A 14,887-nucleotide genomic window follows, 5' to 3' on the forward strand; every position below is an offset into this window, starting at 1 on the left:
ATGCGCGGAAATTCGCTGGTACGGGGCATCCGCCCGGGGCAGAGTGAGCCGTGCGGGGATCAACAAGAGGTCCGGGGCAGCCGCTTCGAGCGCGCCTTCCGGCGCGGGCCGCCCCGGACCTCTTCTCCCTCGTACCGGCTAAGCGGCACCCAGCAGGCGTTCCAGCACCACCGCGATGCCGTCCTCCTCGTTGGAGGTCGTCACCTCGTCCGCCACGGCCTTGAGCTCCGGATGGGCGTTGGCCATCGCCACCCCGTGCGCGGCCCAGCCGAACATGGGGATGTCGTTGGGCATGTCGCCGAAGGCGATCGTCTCCGCAGCCTTCACTCCCAGCCGGCGTGCGGCCAGCGACAGACCGGTGGCCTTGCTCAGGCCGAGCGGAAGGATCTCCACCACGCCCGGACCCGCCATCACGATGTCGACCAGGCTGCCCACGGTCTGCCTGGCCGCCTTGACGAGTGCGTCGTCGTTCAGGCCCGGGTGCTGGATGTACAGCTTGTTCAGCGGTGCGGTCCACACCGCGGTGGTGTCCTCCAGGTAGACGGCCGGGAGGCCCTCCTGCACCTGGTAGCCGGGTCCGATCAGGACTTCGCCGTCGACCCCGTCCCGACTGGCCGCCAGGGCGAGCGGACCGATCTCGGCCTCTATCTTCGACAGCGCCAGGCCGGCCAGCTGCCGGTCCAGCGTCACGGAGGTCAGCAGCCGGTGCGCACCCGCGTCGTATACCTGGGCGCCCTGCCCGCACACGGCGATCCCCTTGTACCCGAGGTCGTCCAGTACGTGCCGGGTCCAGGGCACGGCACGGCCGGTGACGATGATGTGTGCCGCGCCGGCCGCGGTGGCGGCGACGAGTGCTTCGCGAGTGCGTTCCGAGACGGTGTCGTCGCCACGCAGCAGGGTGCCGTCGAGGTCCGTCGCGACGAGCTTGTACGGGAACGGGGCCGGGCTCACTTGTTGATCGGCTCCAGGACCTCGCGGCCGCCGAGGTACGGGCGGAGTACCGGGGGCACCCGGACCGAGCCGTCGGCCTGCTGGTGGTTCTCCAGGATCGCGACGATCGTGCGCGGTACGGCGCACAGGGTGCCGTTCAGCGTCGACAGCGGCTGGGTCTTCTTGCCGTCGCGGTAGCGGATCGACAGACGGCGGGCCTGGAAGCCGTCGCAGTTCGACGCGGAGGTCAGCTCGCGGTACTTCCCCTGAGTCGGGATCCACGCCTCGCAGTCGAACTTCCGCGAGGCGGAGGCACCCAGGTCACCAGTGGCGACGTCGATCACCTGGAAGGGCAGCTCCAGGGCGGTGAGCCACTGCTTCTCCCATTCCAGGAGGCGCTGGTGCTCGGCCTCGGCGTCCTCCGGTGCGACGTACGAGAACATCTCGACCTTGTCGAACTGGTGGACGCGGAAGATGCCGCGGGTGTCCTTGCCGTACGTGCCGGCCTCGCGGCGGAAGCAGGGGGAGAAACCGGCGTACCGCAGCGGCAGCTTGTCGGCGTCGATGATCTCGTCCATGTGGTACGCGGCGAGGGCGACCTCGGAGGTGCCGACGAGGTAGTAGTCGTCCTTCTCCAGGTGGTACACGTTCTCCGCGGCCTGGCCGAGGAAGCCGGTGCCCTCCATGGCCCGCGGGCGGACCAGGGCCGGGGTCAGCATCGGGATGAAGCCGGCCTCGGTGGCCTGCGCGATGGCCGCGTTGACCAGCGCCAGCTCCAGCAGGGCGCCCACGCCCGTCAGGTAGTAGAAGCGCGAACCCGACACCTTGGCGCCACGCTCGACGTCGATCGCGCCCAGCGACTCGCCCAGCTCGAGGTGGTCCCTGGGCTGGAAGCCCTCGGCGGCGAAGTCGCGGATGGTTCCGTGCGTCTCCAGGACGGTGAAGTCCTCCTCGCCGCCGACCGGGACGTCCACGTGGACGATGTTCCCGAGCCGCAGTAGGAGCTGCTTGGCAGCCTCGTCCGCCTCGTTCTGTTCGGCCTCGGCCGCCTTGACGTCCTGCTTGAGCTGCTCGGCCCTCTTCAGCAGCTCCGCCCGCTCCTCCGGGGAGGCCTTCGGGATGAGCTTGCCGAGCGACTTCTGCTCATTGCGCAGTTCGTCGAAGCGCATGCCGGAGGACCTGCGGCGCTCATCGGCGGAGAGCAGTGCGTCGACGAGCTCGACGTCCTCTCCACGGGCGCGCTGCGAGGCGCGGACACGGTCAGGGTCTTCACGGAGCAGCCGAAGGTCAATCACCCCTCCAGGCTACCGGGCTGGAGTTCCGGGGATCACACCGATATTACGCTGCGTGTCACTATGTCCCAATTGCCGCTATTGGATAAGTCTTGACGCTCGACTGGAAGGGGCCCCTCTCCGGCGGTCGATAAATGTCGCGCCATTCCCTGAAATGGGGCATGAGGGTGGTGGCCGGGCGGGTTCTGAGCAGGGCGAGAGGCGGTTCTTTGTCCACAGGAATTGCCGCTGGGGCCAGCTTATCCACAGGCTGTGTGTCGCCTCTGTGGACACCGGAATAGATCAATCCCACTCGGCGGTCGGTCGGGTCGAATCAGGGTTCAAACCACCCTCACACACTCATTCGGGTGGGAATGCCTCGCCCCAAAGAGTTGATTCGCGATGTACGGGTGACGCCGTTCACCCTCCGCTCCCCAGCGCGAAACCTTAGTCTCCAGCCGATTTGTCGACCTTGTCGTCCTGTCCTGTCGACTTGTCCCCAGGTTGCCCCCCACCCTGTGGATAACTCTGTGGACAGGGGACGAAGTCCTACGCCCGGCCGTCGAGGCAGCGTGCCAGCCAGTCGGAGGCAGCCGTGAAGTCGCCTTCCGAGGTGCCCGGCCGGGCAGCCCGAACGTCACTCAGAGCGACGCCGGCCCGCGGGTAGGAACCGAGGAAGCGCACCTGCGGGCAGGTGCGCTTGAGGCCCATGAGGGCCTCGCTGACCCGCCGGTCGGAGATGTGGCCCTCGGCGTCGACGGCGAAGCAGTAGTTGCCGATGCCCTCGCCGGTCGGCCGGGACTGGATCAGCATCAGGTTCACACCGCGCACGGCGAACTCCTGGAGGAGCTCCAGCAGGGCGCCGGGGTGGTCGTCGGCGAGCCAGAGTACGACGGAGGTCTTGTCGGCGCCGGTCGGCGCGGCGGGCCGGGCCGGGCGTCCGACGAGCACGAACCGGGTCTCCGCGTTCTCCGCGTCGTGGATATCGGTGACCAGCGGGACGAGCCCGTACGTGGCGGCCGCGAACTCGCCGGCGAAGGCGGCGTCGAAACGGCCTCCCTGGACGAGCCTGGCGCCGTCCGCGTTGGACGCCGCCGACTCCCACACGGCGTCGGGCAGGTTCGCCCGCAGCCAGTTGCGCACCTGCGGCTGGGCCACCGGGTGCCCGGTGACCGTCTTGACGTCCGACAGGGTGGTTCCGGGCCGCACGAGCAGCGCGAAGGCGATGGCCAGCCGCACCTCGCGGTAGATGATCAGCGGCTCGCCCGAGGCCAGTTCGTCGAGCGTGGCGGTGACGCCGCCCTCCACCGAGTTCTCGATCGGGACGAGCGCGGCCGCGGCCTCACCGTTGCGCACCGCGTCCAGGGCGGCCGGCACCGAGACCATCGGGACCAGTTCCCTGGTTGCGGCTTCCGGCAGCGTGCGGAGGGCGGCCTCGGTGAAAGTGCCCTCGGGGCCGAGATAGGTGAAGCGCGTGGCCGTCATGTGATCAGCCTAGTGCCGGGGTGCTTCGCGCCGGGGTGCCGTTCACCCTTCGAGAAGCCGCTGCCCCACGTACTCCCCGGGACGGGGAGCGGGCGGTACGGCGTACAGGCCGCTGGACTCGTGCCGGATGAACTCCGATAGCGCGTCCCCCCGGTCGAGTTTGCGCTGGACCGGTACGAACCCGCGCAGCGGATCGGCCTGCCAGCAGACGAAGAGGAGGCCCGCGTCGGGGGCGCCGTCGGGGCCGATCCCGTCGTGGAAGGAGAACGGGCGCCGCAGCATGGCGGCCCCGCCGTTCTGTTCGGGCGCGGAGATCCGAGCATGGGCGTTGGCCGCGATAACCGGCTTCCCGTCGGCTCCGATCTTGGTGAGCTCCGGCTCGGTGGTCTCGCCGCCACCGGTCAGCGGGGCGCCGGTGGCTTTGGTCCGGCCGATCACCTGTTCCTGCTGGACGAGGGACTGCTTGTCCCAGTCGTCGAGGAGCATGCGGATGCGCCGGACGACCGCGTACGAGCCCCCGGCCATCCAGGCGTGCTCGGCCGGCCCGGGGCCCGTGCCGGGGACGAAGACGCGCCTGTCGAAGTCGGGCTCGGCCGGCTTCGGGTTCCCGGTGCCGTCGATCTGCCCCATGAGGTTGCGGGCGGTCATCGGGGTGCCGGTGGCCCCTGGAGACCGGTTGAATCCGTTCATCTGCCAGCGGACGCGGGCGGCCTGCCCGGCGTCCTTCTGCAGGGCTCGCAGGGCGTGGAAGGCCACGAGTCCGTCGTTCGCGCCGATCTGAACCCACAGGTCACCGTTGCTGCGCCGCTCGTCGAGCCGGTCGGAGGAGAAGTCCGGCAGCGCGTCGAGGGCGCCGGGGCGGCGGGCGGTGAGGCCGGTGCGCTCGAAGAAGGAGTGGCCGAAGCCGAAGGTGACGGTGAGGGAGGACGGCCCGGCGTCGAGGGCGATGCCCGTGTCCGAGTCCGGGGCGTTCTCGCCCGCCATGAGCATCCGTGCGGTGTCGGACCACCGCCGCAGCAGTGCGGCGGCCTCCGTGAGACCCGCTCCGGCCGTGAGGTCGAAGGCGACGAGGTGTCCCTTGGCCTGCAGCGGCGTGGTGATGCCGGCCTGGTGGTCGCCGTGGAAGGCGACCTGGGTGGAGCCGAGGGAGGACAGGGTTCCGGCGGAGCCGCCGGCGGAGGCTGTTTCTGAACCGGCCGCTGCCGCGTGCGCGAGGGCGCCGCCGGCGGCGCCGAGCGCGAGCCCCGCGGCGCCCGCGGCGCCGACGGTGCCCAGCAGTCGGCGCCGGGAGATCTCGATGTCGGGGTTGCTTTCGGTCACGCTGATCAGCCGATCTTCACGGTCTTGTGGACGGTCGTCTGGTCGATGTCGGAGGTACGGACGGTCACATCGATGCGCCATTCGCCGGTCAGCGGAAGCTGTACCCCGGAGGCCGTCCAGTGCCCCGGCGCGGCGCGGTCGGGAACGAGCGGCAGCGGGCCGACGTCCTTGGCAGGAAGAGTGAAGGCGACCTTGACCTCGGGGAGGTCGAGCGGCTGGCCCTCGGGGGAGTCGGCCCAGATGTGGAAGGTGTTGGCGCCCACCCGGCCCGGGTCGAGTTCGATCCGGACATCGCCCTTGCCGCTCGGGCCGCCGGTGTCGAAGGGAAGGGTGATCTTGACCGCGCGATCCGGCACGGCGGTGGAGGTGGAGCCACGTCCGGCCTCCCGCTCCACGGCGCGGCCCGGCTCGGTGCTGGTGAGCACCGTGGTGACGGCCAGCAGGACCACGGCCACCCCCGCCTCGGCGAGCACGGAGCGACGCAGCCCGGTGCGGTCCGGCTCGGCGTCGCGGACCCGCTTCGCGCGGGCCGTCTCGACTGCGGCCTGCTGACGGGCGAGCTGGGCGGCGCGCTTGGGGTCGGACGAGACCGTGACGGCCTCTGTTTCACGTGAAACAGAGGCCGTTTCACGTGAAACACCGTGGGCCGTTTCACGTGGAACATCGAGCGGTGCAAGGGCCTGCGCATCCTCCCGGACAGCGCCCACAGGCGTGTCGAGCAGTCGGCCGGTCCACCGCCGGGACACGTAGGCGATGCCGACGAGAACGGCGACGAGACCGACCTTGAGCAGCAGCAGCCGCCCGTAGTCGGTGCCGGTCAGGGCGGACCAACTGCCGAGCTGGCGCCAGGACTGGTACACGCCGGTGACGACGAGCACCACCACGCTGACGAAAGCCACCTTCGAGAACCGCCGCACCGCCTCGCGTTCGATCCCGGGAACCTTGTACAGGGCGACGAGCAGGGAGGTGAGGCCGCCGAGCCAGGTCGCGACGGCGAGGAGGTGCAGGATGTCGGCGGGCATCGCGACCCCGGGCTGGATACCGGTGGAGGCGTGCTCGGAGAGAGCCCAGGTCGCCGCGATGCCGCCCGAGACCACGGCGCCGCCGATGCCCAGGCCGAAGGTGAGGTCGCTGGTGTCCTTGTCTTCCTCGGCGGTGCCGGACGCCTGCTGGCGCCGGGCGTAGACACCGAAGAGGACGGCGATGAACAAGGCGGCCGCTCCGAGAAGGAGCAGGCGGGAGACGAGTGAGGCCCCGGTCTTCGTCTCCAGGACGGTCCTCAGCCCGGCGAGGTCGAAGACGTCGGCGAACTGCCCGGACCCGGTGTACGGAGTGCGCAGCACCAGCATCGCGAGGGTGGCTGCGGCGAGGGTGACCCACGCCCGCACGACGAGTCTCTGGAGGGGGCGCTCAGCGGCGCCCCGGCGCCAGCAGAGCAGGATGAAGGCGGCGCCGCCGACGAGGACGGTGAAGCCGGCGTAGGCGGCGTAGCGCGCGACCCCGTACGCGATGCCGACCGGGCCGCCGCCCGCTTCCCGGGTGGGGAGCGTGACATTGGTGGCCGAGGGCGCGCCGATGGAGAAGGTGAAGGCGCCGGAGATCGGGTGGCTGTCGGCCGAGACGGCTTGCCAGGCGACGGTGTAGGTGCCCTCGGGCAGACCGGAGTTCAGGGCGGTGCCGTAGCGGATGATGTGCCCGCTGCACATGTCCCGCAGCTCACCGGTGTCCACCCGCCTGCCCTGCGGGTCCAGGACGCGGATGGAGTCGTCGCCCATGGCGACCTGTTCCGAGAAGGAGAGCGAGACCTGCGCGGGCGCCGTGGCGACCACCGCCCCTTCCTTGGGGTCGCTCGCGGTGAGTGCGGCGTGCGCCGCGGCCGGGGAGGCCGCGGTGAACAGGCTTGCCAGCAGGGCTGCGAGGACCAGCGCGAGCCGTGGCAGGAGTGCCGTGGCATGGGCGCGGGACGCGGAAGGTGCGGGGGCGGTGGCCGTCATGGCGTGTCGGTTCCTCGGTCCGTCAGTGGGCGTTGGAGTTCTGCGCGGTGTACGTCCGCTCCTTCACGTCGAGTTCGACCTTCACGGGGCCGGCCTTCTCGAAGCGCAGCTCGACGGTGACCTTCTCGCCGACCTTCGGGGTGCCCTTGAGGCCCATGAACATGACGTGGTTTCCGCCGCGCTCCAGCCGGAGCTCACCGTTGGCAGGCACGTCCAGTGACGGGACCTGCTGCATCTTCTGGTCCTTCGTCTCGTGGATCTGGAGATCGTCCGAGAGCGGGGAGGACGCGCCGGTGAGCTTGTCGGCGGTCGCGGAGCCGTTCTTGATGACCATGAACGCGCCGGCCATCTTGTCGTTGACGGGCTCGGGAACGAAGCCCTGGCTGACCTTCATCGCGGGCTTCTCCGCGTCGGAGGAACAGCCGGATATGGCGAGCGCGGCCGTCAGGGAGAGGGCGACGGCAAGGATGCGGGTGGGGCGGGCGTTCACGGGTTCTCTCCCTTGACGATCTTCGGCAGGTCCTTGGTGTAGTCGTCGACGGTGGTGCCTTCGCCGTAGAGGACGTAGCCCTCGTCGGTCTTGGGCGAGAACGCGATGACCTGTGCGCCGTGCATGGAGACGACGCTGCCGTCGGCCTCCTTCGTGGCGGCCTCGATACCGATGCCGAGCGAGCGCGCGGCCGCCTGGATGGCGGCGAAGTCCCCGGTCAGGCCGGTGAAGGCCGGATCCTGGGAGCGAAGCCACGCGCCGAGGGATTCGGGAGTGTCCCGATCGGGGTCGGTGGTGACGAAGACGACCTGGAGGTTGTCCTGGTCCGCCTGGGGGAGCGCCTTCTTGGCCACGGCGATGTTGCTCATCGTCAGCGGGCACACGTCCGGGCAGTTGGTGTAGCCGAAGTAGATGAGCGTCGGCTTGCCCTTGGTCTGCTCGCGCAGGTTCCACGGCTTGCCGGTGGTGTCCGTGAGGACGAGGTCCGGCTTGCCGAAGGGGCGATCCAGCACGGTCGCGGCCTTGGTGGTGTTCTGACCGCCGGAGATCTGGGTGACCGAACCGGTCTTGACGGGCTCGCCGCCGCAGGCGGTGAGGGTGAGTGCGGCCGCCGTTGCGAGAACGGCAATCGTCACACGTGTGGTGCGCATCAGGAGGTGTCCCTGGGATCGGGGAAGGTATGGATGGTCCGAAGGGCAGTGCCCGCGGGCACGTCAGGTCAGGCGGAGCGGCGGCGTGAGGCGACGCCGAAGGCGACACCGCCGAGCCCGATGACGATGCCGGTGATGCCGAGGGCCCGCGCGGTCGTGTCGGAAGCGTGCTCGGACGCGGCCTCGTCGTGGCCCGCCGTGGCGTCCTTGTCGGTGTTCTTGGCCTCGTCGGCCTTCTTGTGCCCGCCGTCGTGGTGGTCATCGGCTTTGGCGGCGGTCAGCTTCAGGACGGGCGCGGGGTTCTGCGGTTCCGCGGCGCCTTCCTTGGCCTCTTCGATCCACCGGACGACCTCGCCGTTGTCGTAGGTCTGGATCGCCTTGATGACCATCTGGTCGGCGTTCTCGGGGAGCTTGCCGACGGAGAGCGGGAACTGCTGGAACTTGCCGGACTCGATCTTGCCGCCCGACCAGGTGACCTTGGTGACGGCCTTGGTGATCTGCTTGCCGTGCACGGTGAGCGGCTTGTCGAGGTCGCTCGTCTCGACCTTCACGGTCCAGCCGGGGATGTCCTGCGGCATGACGGACGTGAGCGGCTGGTCGACCGGGAAGTTGACCTCCAGCTGGGTGGTCGACGCGTTGTCGCGCTCGTTGGGGACCTTGAAGTTGATCGTCGCGTAGCCGCCCTTGGTGGCCTCGCCGGGCTGCACGCTGACGTGGGCGAAGGCGGAGCCCGAAAGGACCAGGACGGAACCGGCGGCGAGGGCGGCGGCGAAGGAGACACGAGAGGTCTTCACGGCAGAAACACTCCACGGAAGCAGGGGTGGCGTTGGCTCCGGGCGCGGGCGCGCACGGAGTTCGCAGCACCGGTGGTCCCGCCCCGTGCGCTGGGGAGGAGAGGGGGTGCCGCGTCAGGCTGCGAGGGCGAACGCCACGGGGGGTCCGCGCCTGATCACCGTGTGCTGGAGCGTTGCCCGACCGGTGGCCGGGGCGGGCATGGAGCCGCTTCGCGGAGCCTGCGGCGTACGGGAGGCCGCGCCCGCGAGCCCGGCACCGAGGGCGCGTACGAAGGCCAGCGCGGCACGCAGCGGGCGTATCGGGGCGGCTTTGCGGGACAGCCGGGAGAGGTCAATGAGCCGGAACAGCGCGGCGTCGCCACGGCCGAGGAGCCAGCCTGCGCCGAGCGCGGCCAGCAGGTGTCCGGCCATCATGGCCGGACTGAACAGGCCGGTGTCGGGCGCCGCCGCGGCGGCCTGGCTCAGGTGCGCGTGCGCGCCGTGGCCCTGCACCGTGGCCTGGGCGGCGAGGGCGGCCGGATCGAGACCGGCGGTCTCCAGGATCCGCCGGGCGTCGGCCGGGCTGACGGGTACGGAGTTGCCTCCACACACCAGGCGGGCGGCGAGCGCCGCGAGCGAGGCGTCGGCCGAGACCGGCGTGGGTGCCTGCGCCGCAGCGGAGGCGGCGCCGTGCTGGCCGAGGCCGAACAACGCGTGCAGGGCCAGCTGTCCGGCGGTGAGTCCGACGGCGAGTCCGGGCAGGGCGCGCCGACGCCCCGCGAGCGGGGCCGCGACCGAGAAGACCGCGACGAAGCCGATGCACAGCGACCACCAGGGCACGGTCGCGCAGGATGCCAGGGCGTGCCCGGCCGCAGACAGCAGGACACAGACCGCGGTGAACACCGCGGCCCGGATCAGCCGGAGTCCGACTCCGGCGTGCGTCGCGTGGGGGGCAGTCATGGCCCGGTCATCATCGCACTGCGCTCAGCCCCTCCATACGGCAGGTCCGGAAGGTCCCATCAGTCCCCCCTGTGCGGACGCCGCGCACGCGGCGCACGGACACCCCGGACCCCGGCCCGCACGCCGCCACCCCTGCGAGAACACCGCCGCACGCCCCCCGCATACCTCGCGGCCCCGGCGCGCCGCATCGGCTGAACGAGGCCTGTGCGAACGCGGTGGAGCACGGCGGACACGGCGATCTCCCGTATGACGGGGCCGAGGCGTACGACGTCACGGCCTACCTGGACGGGGACCGCTGCCGCATCGAGGTGACCGATTCGGGTCCGGGTTTCCCGGCCGCGACGGTGGCCCGCCGCAGAGCCGCCCTGGCCGAGCACGGCCGGGGCCTGCACCTGATCGCGGAACTCTCCGACCACGTGCGCTTCCGGAACCGACCGGGCCGCGGCGCGGTGGTGAGTTTCGACAAGATGCTGAAGTGGCGTGACGGGGCGCTGCTGAAGGTCTCCTAAGCAGCGCCGTCAAGGTCCCGTCCGGCCGGCGGGGTGCGGCACGCACGCTCGCCGACCCGGGTGCGCCGATGGGCGGGACCCGGTCGGGGTCCCGCCCATCGGCAGCAGGTCGCCATGGCGGCCGCACGGCGGTGAAGCCGGCTGCAGCCGGCCCAGTCGGCTCGGTCAGCCCTTGAGGCGCGCCATCCAGGCCTCGACGTCGACCGAGGTCCGGGGCAGCCCGGCCGACAGGTTCCGGTTGCCGTCCTCGGTGACGAGGATGTCGTCCTCGATCCTGACGCCGATGCCGCGGTACTCCTCGGGCACGGTCAGGTCGTCGGCCTGGAAGTACAGGCCGGGCTCCACCGTCAGGCACATGCCCGGCTCCAGTGTGCCGTCGACGTACGCCTCGGTGCGCGCGGCGGCGCAGTCGTGGACGTCCATGCCGAGCATGTGGCCGGTGCCGTGCAGGGTCCAGCGGCGCTGCAGGCCGAGTTCCAGGACGCGCTCGACCGGGCCCTCCAGCAGGCCCCACTCGACGAGCTTCTCGGCCAGCACGTGCTGGGAGGCGTCGTGGAAGTCGCGGAACTTCGCACCCGGCTTCACGGCGGCGATGCCGGCTTCCTGGGACGCGTAGACCGCGTCGTAGATCTGCCGCTGGATGTCGGTGAACGCGCCATTGACCGGCAGCGTGCGCGTGACGTCGGCGGTGTAGAGGGAGTGCGTCTCCACACCGGCGTCGAGCAGGAGCAGGTCTCCGGAACGGACATCGCCGTCGTTGCGGACCCAGTGCAGGGTGCAGGCGTGCGGACCGGCGGCGCAGATGGAGCCGTAGCCGACATCGTTGCCCTCCACGCGGGCACGGAGGAAGAAGGTGCCCTCGATGTAGCGCTCGGACGTGGCCTCGGCCTTGTCGAGGACCTTCACGACGTCCTCGAAGCCGCGGACGGTGGAGTCGACGGCCTTCTGCAGCTCGCCGATCTCGAAGTCGTCCTTCACCGCGCGGGCCTCGGAGAGGTAGACGCGCAGCTCCTCGTCGCGCTCCTTGGTCACCTTGTCGGTGAGAGCAGACTCGATCACGGAGTCGTGGCCGCGCACGTTGCGGACCGGGCCCTCGGCCTCGGTGAGGGCCTCGGCGAGCTCGCGGACGTCCCGCGCGGGAATCCCCAGCAGCTGCTCGGCCTCGGTGAGGGAGTGGCGGCGGCCGACCCACAGCTCACCCTGTCCGGACAGCCAGAACTCGCCGTTCTCCCGGTTGGAGCGGGGCAGCAGGTAGACGGCGGCGCTGTGGCCGGTCTCGCCCGTGGGCTCCAGGACAAGGACGCCGTTTTCGGTCTGGTCGCCGGTGAGGTACGCGTACTCGGTGGAGGCGCGGAAGGGGTACTCGGTGTCGTTCGAGCGCGTCTTGAGACGGCCCGCGGGGACGACGAGGCGCTCGCCCGGGAAGCGTGCGGACAGCGCGGCCCGGCGCGCTGCGGTGTGCGCGGCCTGGGGGATCGGCTCCAGCCCGTGCAGCTCGGTGTCGGCCCAGCCGGTGCGCATGCTCTCGGCAAGTTCGTCGCTGACGCCCGGGTACAGACCGTTCTTGCGCTGCTTGTGCTTCTTCTTGGGCTGCTCTTCTTCCGGGGTCTCCGGGGTGAGCTCGTCAGCCACGTCTTCTCCTCAGCTACGACAGGCACGGACCTGGGTGTGGACCTCATCCATCGTATGTGTGAGCGGAAGGCGCCCGGCGGGCATGTGCCATATCACTCAAATCGGGCAGCGAGCAGCACGATGTCCTCGGGAAGGTCGGCCGGCTCCCCTTCGGGCAGCACGGTCCGCAGGATGTGGTCGCACAGGGCCGCCGGATCGTCCCGTACGGCGCGGGGAACCCCTGCGGCCGCCGCGTGCAGCCGGGCGTACGCCCGGTCCATCGGGTCGCCGGTGCGGCGCAGCAGCCCGTCCGTGTAGAGCAGCACCGTTTCTCCGGGAGCGGGCTCGATCTCCACGCTCGGCGCCTCCCAGCAGGACAGCATCCCGAGCGGCGCGGAGAGCGAGGTCTCCACGTACTCGGTGCGCTGCTCGCCGATGAGCAGCGGCGGGGTGTGCCCGGCCCCGGCCAGAATGATCTTCCGCTGGGCGGGCTCGCAGTAGGCGAAGAGCGCGGTGGCCGAGCGTGCGGGCTCGGTCAGGCGCAGCAGCAGCTCCAGGTCGGACAGGACGGCGACGGGGTCCTCGCCCTCCATGACGGCGTAGGCGCGCAGTGAGGCGCGCAGCCGGCCCATGGCGGCGACGGCGCTGGGCCCGGACCCGGTGACGGAGCCCACGGCCAGGCCCAGGGCGCCTTCGGGCAGTGGCAGGGCGTCGTACCAGTCCCCGCCGCCACGCGGCCCCGTGTGGTGGCGGGCGGCGAGCTGGACCCCGGGGATCCGGGGGAGCCGGCTGGGCAGCAGTTCCTCGGCGACCGCGGCCAGGCTGGAGCGGGAGCGCTCCACCTCCAGCATCCGGGCCAGGTGCTCGGCGGCGTGCCGTACGTACAGTCCGGCGAGGTCGCGCTGTCGGTCGCTCGGCTCGGCCTGCTCGTCGTACAGCCACACGGCCGCGCCGAGTCGGCCGGTGGCCTCGGCGGTGAGCGGCAGCGCGTAGCTGGCGGCGTACCCGAGGCGGGCGGCGACCTCGCGGTGACGGGGGTCGACGGGGGCGGCGAAGCCACCGGTGCCCGCGGGCGCACCCGGTTCGGGAAGCACCTCGGAGCCCCCTTCGGCATCCGGGAGTCCGTCGAGGATGCGGCCGTACGAGGTCGCGCTGCGCGGCACGGTCTCGATGTGGCCGAGGTCGGCGTGGCCGAGGCCGAGGCCGATCGTCGTGGTGGGGCCCAGCCCGTCGGAGGGTTCCAGGACGATCAGACCGCGGCGGGCGCCGACGAGGGCGGCCCCGGCGCGCAGGAACTCGCGGAGGGAGGAGTCGAGGTCATGGGCCCGGGCCAGGCGCTCGGTGAGCTCGTGGAGGGTGGTGAGGTCCGAGACCATGCCCGCGAGCCGGTCCTGGATGATGCTGCCCGGGGCGGGCGCAGGCACCGCCGCGGGCGCGCTCCGGGCGGGTGCGGGCGCCGCAGTCTGCGGTGACGCGGTAACTGCCGGATCGATTCCAGCCACTTTCGGCAGATGCGGGGCGCTCATGGCGTCCGCCTTTCCACCTGGTGCGATTCGCCATATAGCATCGCAAACCCCCAGATCGTGCTGCGCCGCCATCAAGGAATCCACATCTACACGCACACGTGGATGCATGTCCAGCATTGCCCAGGTGCCAATTCTGGTGTTCGCGGAACGGCAACTCACGGTCGAGCCAAGGCTAGAACTTGGCCGGAAAAAGCTGGAACCCGACGGTTTTTGCGGTCGACTGGGCGAGCTCCACCAGGGGCCCGGGTACGTATTCGGCAGCGCCCGGGGCCAGTTGACGCCTCCCGACGGTCATCCGTCGGTCATCAGGCAGCGCCGCGGCCCCTTCGCGGCGACGGCCCGGCGGGCGTTGGGAACCGCCCGGCGCGGGCCGTCGTCCTCAACGGCGGCAGCCGGTCTCGGTACCGGTGTGGGGCGCGTTCCGTCCCCGCCGGACGTTCGACGGACCGCGAGGAAACCTGCGCGAACAGTGCGAACCCGCTTCTGGCGAACAGGGCGGACAGCGACGCGAAAACATGTACGTGTGGTGAGACATCGGTTACATGGTGTGATGTGGCCCTCGGCGTTCAACGGAAAGGAACGAGCGCTCATGCGCGAGATCCTCGGAAGGCGTCTCCAGCGGCTCCGCGATCGGCTCCCCTCCCTGCGCCCGGCCTCGGGAGAGAGCGGCACGCCGGCGCTCCTCGATGCCGCGCTGACCTGCGCCACCGCGTGGCGGTGGCCCGTACTGCCCGGCATCGGCCGGTCGGCCGCGGACGGATCGCGGTGTGCCTGCCCCGACCCCGACTGCGTCGTCCCCGGCGCACACCCCTTCGACCCGGGGCTTCTCGCCGCCACCACCGACCCCAGGATGGTGACCTGGTGGTGGACCAACCGGCCCACCGCACCCGTCCTCCTGGCCACCGGCGGCGCCGCCCCGTGCGCCGTGAGCCTGCCGGCGGGCGCCGCCGAGCAGGCCCTCGTACGGCTGGACGCGCAGGGCATGCGCCTCGGGCCGGTCGTGGCAACGCCCACCCGGTGGTCGCTGCTGGTGGCGCCGTACTCACTTGAGCGGCTCGGTGAACTCCTCTACGCCAAGGACCACGTGCCGTCCTCGCTGCGCTTCCACGGTGAGGGGGGCTACGTGCTGCTGCCGCCCTCCGCCGCGTCCAGCGGCGGTCAGGTGCGGTGGGAGCGGGAACCGCGTCCGACGCCGCGGCCCCGCACCCTGCCCCGGCTGACGCGCGCGGCGGTCTCGCCCGGCGCGGCCGCGCCCCGGTCCCTCTGGCTGCCCGAGGTCGAGGCGGTCGTGGACGCGCTGGTCGAGGCGAGCAGCGGCGCCCCGGGAGGCGGCAGCCGGCTCGCGTACTGATCCGTCCTGGATCGGGC

At 71.2% G+C, this 14,887-nt stretch carries 13 protein-coding genes; 2 read left to right on the top strand and 11 right to left on the bottom strand.

Annotated elements, in window-relative coordinates; translation table 11 throughout:
• Positions 1–138: 138 nt before the first annotated feature.
• The 9 genes from OTB16_RS19555 to OTB16_RS19595 all read right to left on the bottom strand — a co-directional run bounded on the left by OTB16_RS19555 (position 139) and on the right by OTB16_RS19595 (position 9,873).
• Entirely contained in the window at positions 139–951 is an 813-nt protein-coding gene (locus OTB16_RS19555; protein WP_267721543.1) for an HAD family hydrolase, read from the bottom strand.
• Positions 948–2,225, bottom strand: a complete 1,278-nt coding sequence (gene serS / locus OTB16_RS19560; protein WP_267721544.1) for a serine--tRNA ligase — start codon at positions 2,223–2,225, stop codon at positions 948–950. The genes OTB16_RS19555 and serS overlap by 4 nt, the downstream gene beginning before the upstream one ends.
• 525 nt (positions 2,226–2,750) lie before the next feature.
• A complete protein-coding gene (gene pheA / locus OTB16_RS19565) occupies positions 2,751–3,686 on the bottom strand; it encodes a prephenate dehydratase (RefSeq protein WP_267721545.1) in 936 nt (311 codons plus the stop codon).
• A 42-nt stretch (positions 3,687–3,728) separates the two neighbouring features.
• A complete protein-coding gene (efeB, locus tag OTB16_RS19570; RefSeq protein WP_420717745.1) occupies positions 3,729–5,087 on the bottom strand; it encodes an iron uptake transporter deferrochelatase/peroxidase subunit in 1,359 nt (452 codons plus the stop codon).
• Positions 5,012–7,000: a copper resistance CopC/CopD family protein gene (locus OTB16_RS19575; RefSeq protein ID WP_267721547.1), complete on the bottom strand. Its 1,989-nt coding sequence runs from the start codon at positions 6,998–7,000 to the stop codon at positions 5,012–5,014. Before OTB16_RS19575 ends, efeB begins: the two co-directional genes overlap by 76 nt.
• A 22-nt stretch (positions 7,001–7,022) precedes the next feature.
• A complete protein-coding gene (locus OTB16_RS19580; RefSeq protein ID WP_267721549.1) occupies positions 7,023–7,490 on the bottom strand; it encodes a copper chaperone PCu(A)C in 468 nt (155 codons plus the stop codon).
• On the bottom strand, positions 7,487–8,140 hold the full coding sequence (locus OTB16_RS19585) for an SCO family protein (protein WP_267721550.1): 654 nt from the start codon (positions 8,138–8,140) through the stop codon (positions 7,487–7,489). The genes OTB16_RS19580 and OTB16_RS19585 overlap by 4 nt, the downstream gene beginning before the upstream one ends.
• Before the next feature lie 68 nt (positions 8,141–8,208).
• Positions 8,209–8,934, bottom strand: a complete 726-nt coding sequence (locus tag OTB16_RS19590) for a YcnI family copper-binding membrane protein (protein WP_267721551.1) — start codon at positions 8,932–8,934, stop codon at positions 8,209–8,211.
• 114 nt (positions 8,935–9,048) lie between these two features.
• Complete coding sequence (locus OTB16_RS19595; RefSeq protein ID WP_267721553.1) at positions 9,049–9,873, bottom strand: hypothetical protein; 825 nt, start codon at positions 9,871–9,873, stop codon at positions 9,049–9,051.
• A gap of 161 nt (positions 9,874–10,034) precedes the next feature.
• On the opposite strand from OTB16_RS19595, the gene OTB16_RS19600 reads away from it, so the two are divergent.
• On the top strand, positions 10,035–10,382 hold the full coding sequence (locus tag OTB16_RS19600) for an ATP-binding protein (protein ID WP_267721675.1): 348 nt from the start codon (positions 10,035–10,037) through the stop codon (positions 10,380–10,382).
• Between the two features lie 165 nt (positions 10,383–10,547).
• Here OTB16_RS19600 and OTB16_RS19605 read toward each other — a convergent pair whose 3' ends face one another.
• Positions 10,548–12,014, bottom strand: a complete 1,467-nt coding sequence (locus OTB16_RS19605; RefSeq protein ID WP_267721555.1) for an aminopeptidase P family protein — start codon at positions 12,012–12,014, stop codon at positions 10,548–10,550.
• Between the two features lie 92 nt (positions 12,015–12,106).
• Entirely contained in the window at positions 12,107–13,636 is a 1,530-nt protein-coding gene (locus OTB16_RS19610) for a PP2C family protein-serine/threonine phosphatase (RefSeq protein ID WP_267721556.1), read from the bottom strand.
• A 472-nt stretch (positions 13,637–14,108) separates the two neighbouring features.
• Here OTB16_RS19610 and OTB16_RS19615 point away from each other — a divergent pair, with 472 nt between their 5' ends.
• Positions 14,109–14,870 (top strand): bifunctional DNA primase/polymerase, encoded by a 762-nt coding sequence (locus OTB16_RS19615; protein ID WP_267721557.1) that lies wholly within the window; start codon positions 14,109–14,111, stop codon positions 14,868–14,870.
• Positions 14,871–14,887: the final 17 nt, after the last annotated feature.

This window comes from Streptomyces antarcticus (assembly GCF_026627255.1).
Lineage (GTDB): Bacteria > Actinomycetota > Actinomycetes > Streptomycetales > Streptomycetaceae > Streptomyces > Streptomyces antarcticus.

What these genes read in the sequence shown, in the direction of transcription:
- pheA (WP_267721545.1), bottom strand. Translation starts at nt 3,686, where the DNA reads ATGACGGCCACGCGCTTCACCTATCTCGGCCCCGAGGGCACTTTCACC.
- OTB16_RS19585 (WP_267721550.1), bottom strand. Translation starts at nt 8,140, where the DNA reads ATGCGCACCACACGTGTGACGATTGCCGTTCTCGCAACGGCGGCCGCA.
- OTB16_RS19575 (WP_267721547.1), bottom strand. Translation starts at nt 7,000, where the DNA reads ATGACGGCCACCGCCCCCGCACCTTCCGCGTCCCGCGCCCATGCCACG.
- OTB16_RS19595 (WP_267721553.1), bottom strand. Translation starts at nt 9,873, where the DNA reads ATGACTGCCCCCCACGCGACGCACGCCGGAGTCGGACTCCGGCTGATC.
- efeB (WP_420717745.1), bottom strand. Translation starts at nt 5,087, where the DNA reads ATGGCGCATCGATGTGACCGTCCGTACCTCCGACATCGACCAGACGAC.
- OTB16_RS19610 (WP_267721556.1), bottom strand. Translation starts at nt 13,636, where the DNA reads ATGCTGGACATGCATCCACGTGTGCGTGTAGATGTGGATTCCTTGATG.
- OTB16_RS19615 (WP_267721557.1), top strand. Translation starts at nt 14,109, where the DNA reads ATGCGCGAGATCCTCGGAAGGCGTCTCCAGCGGCTCCGCGATCGGCTC.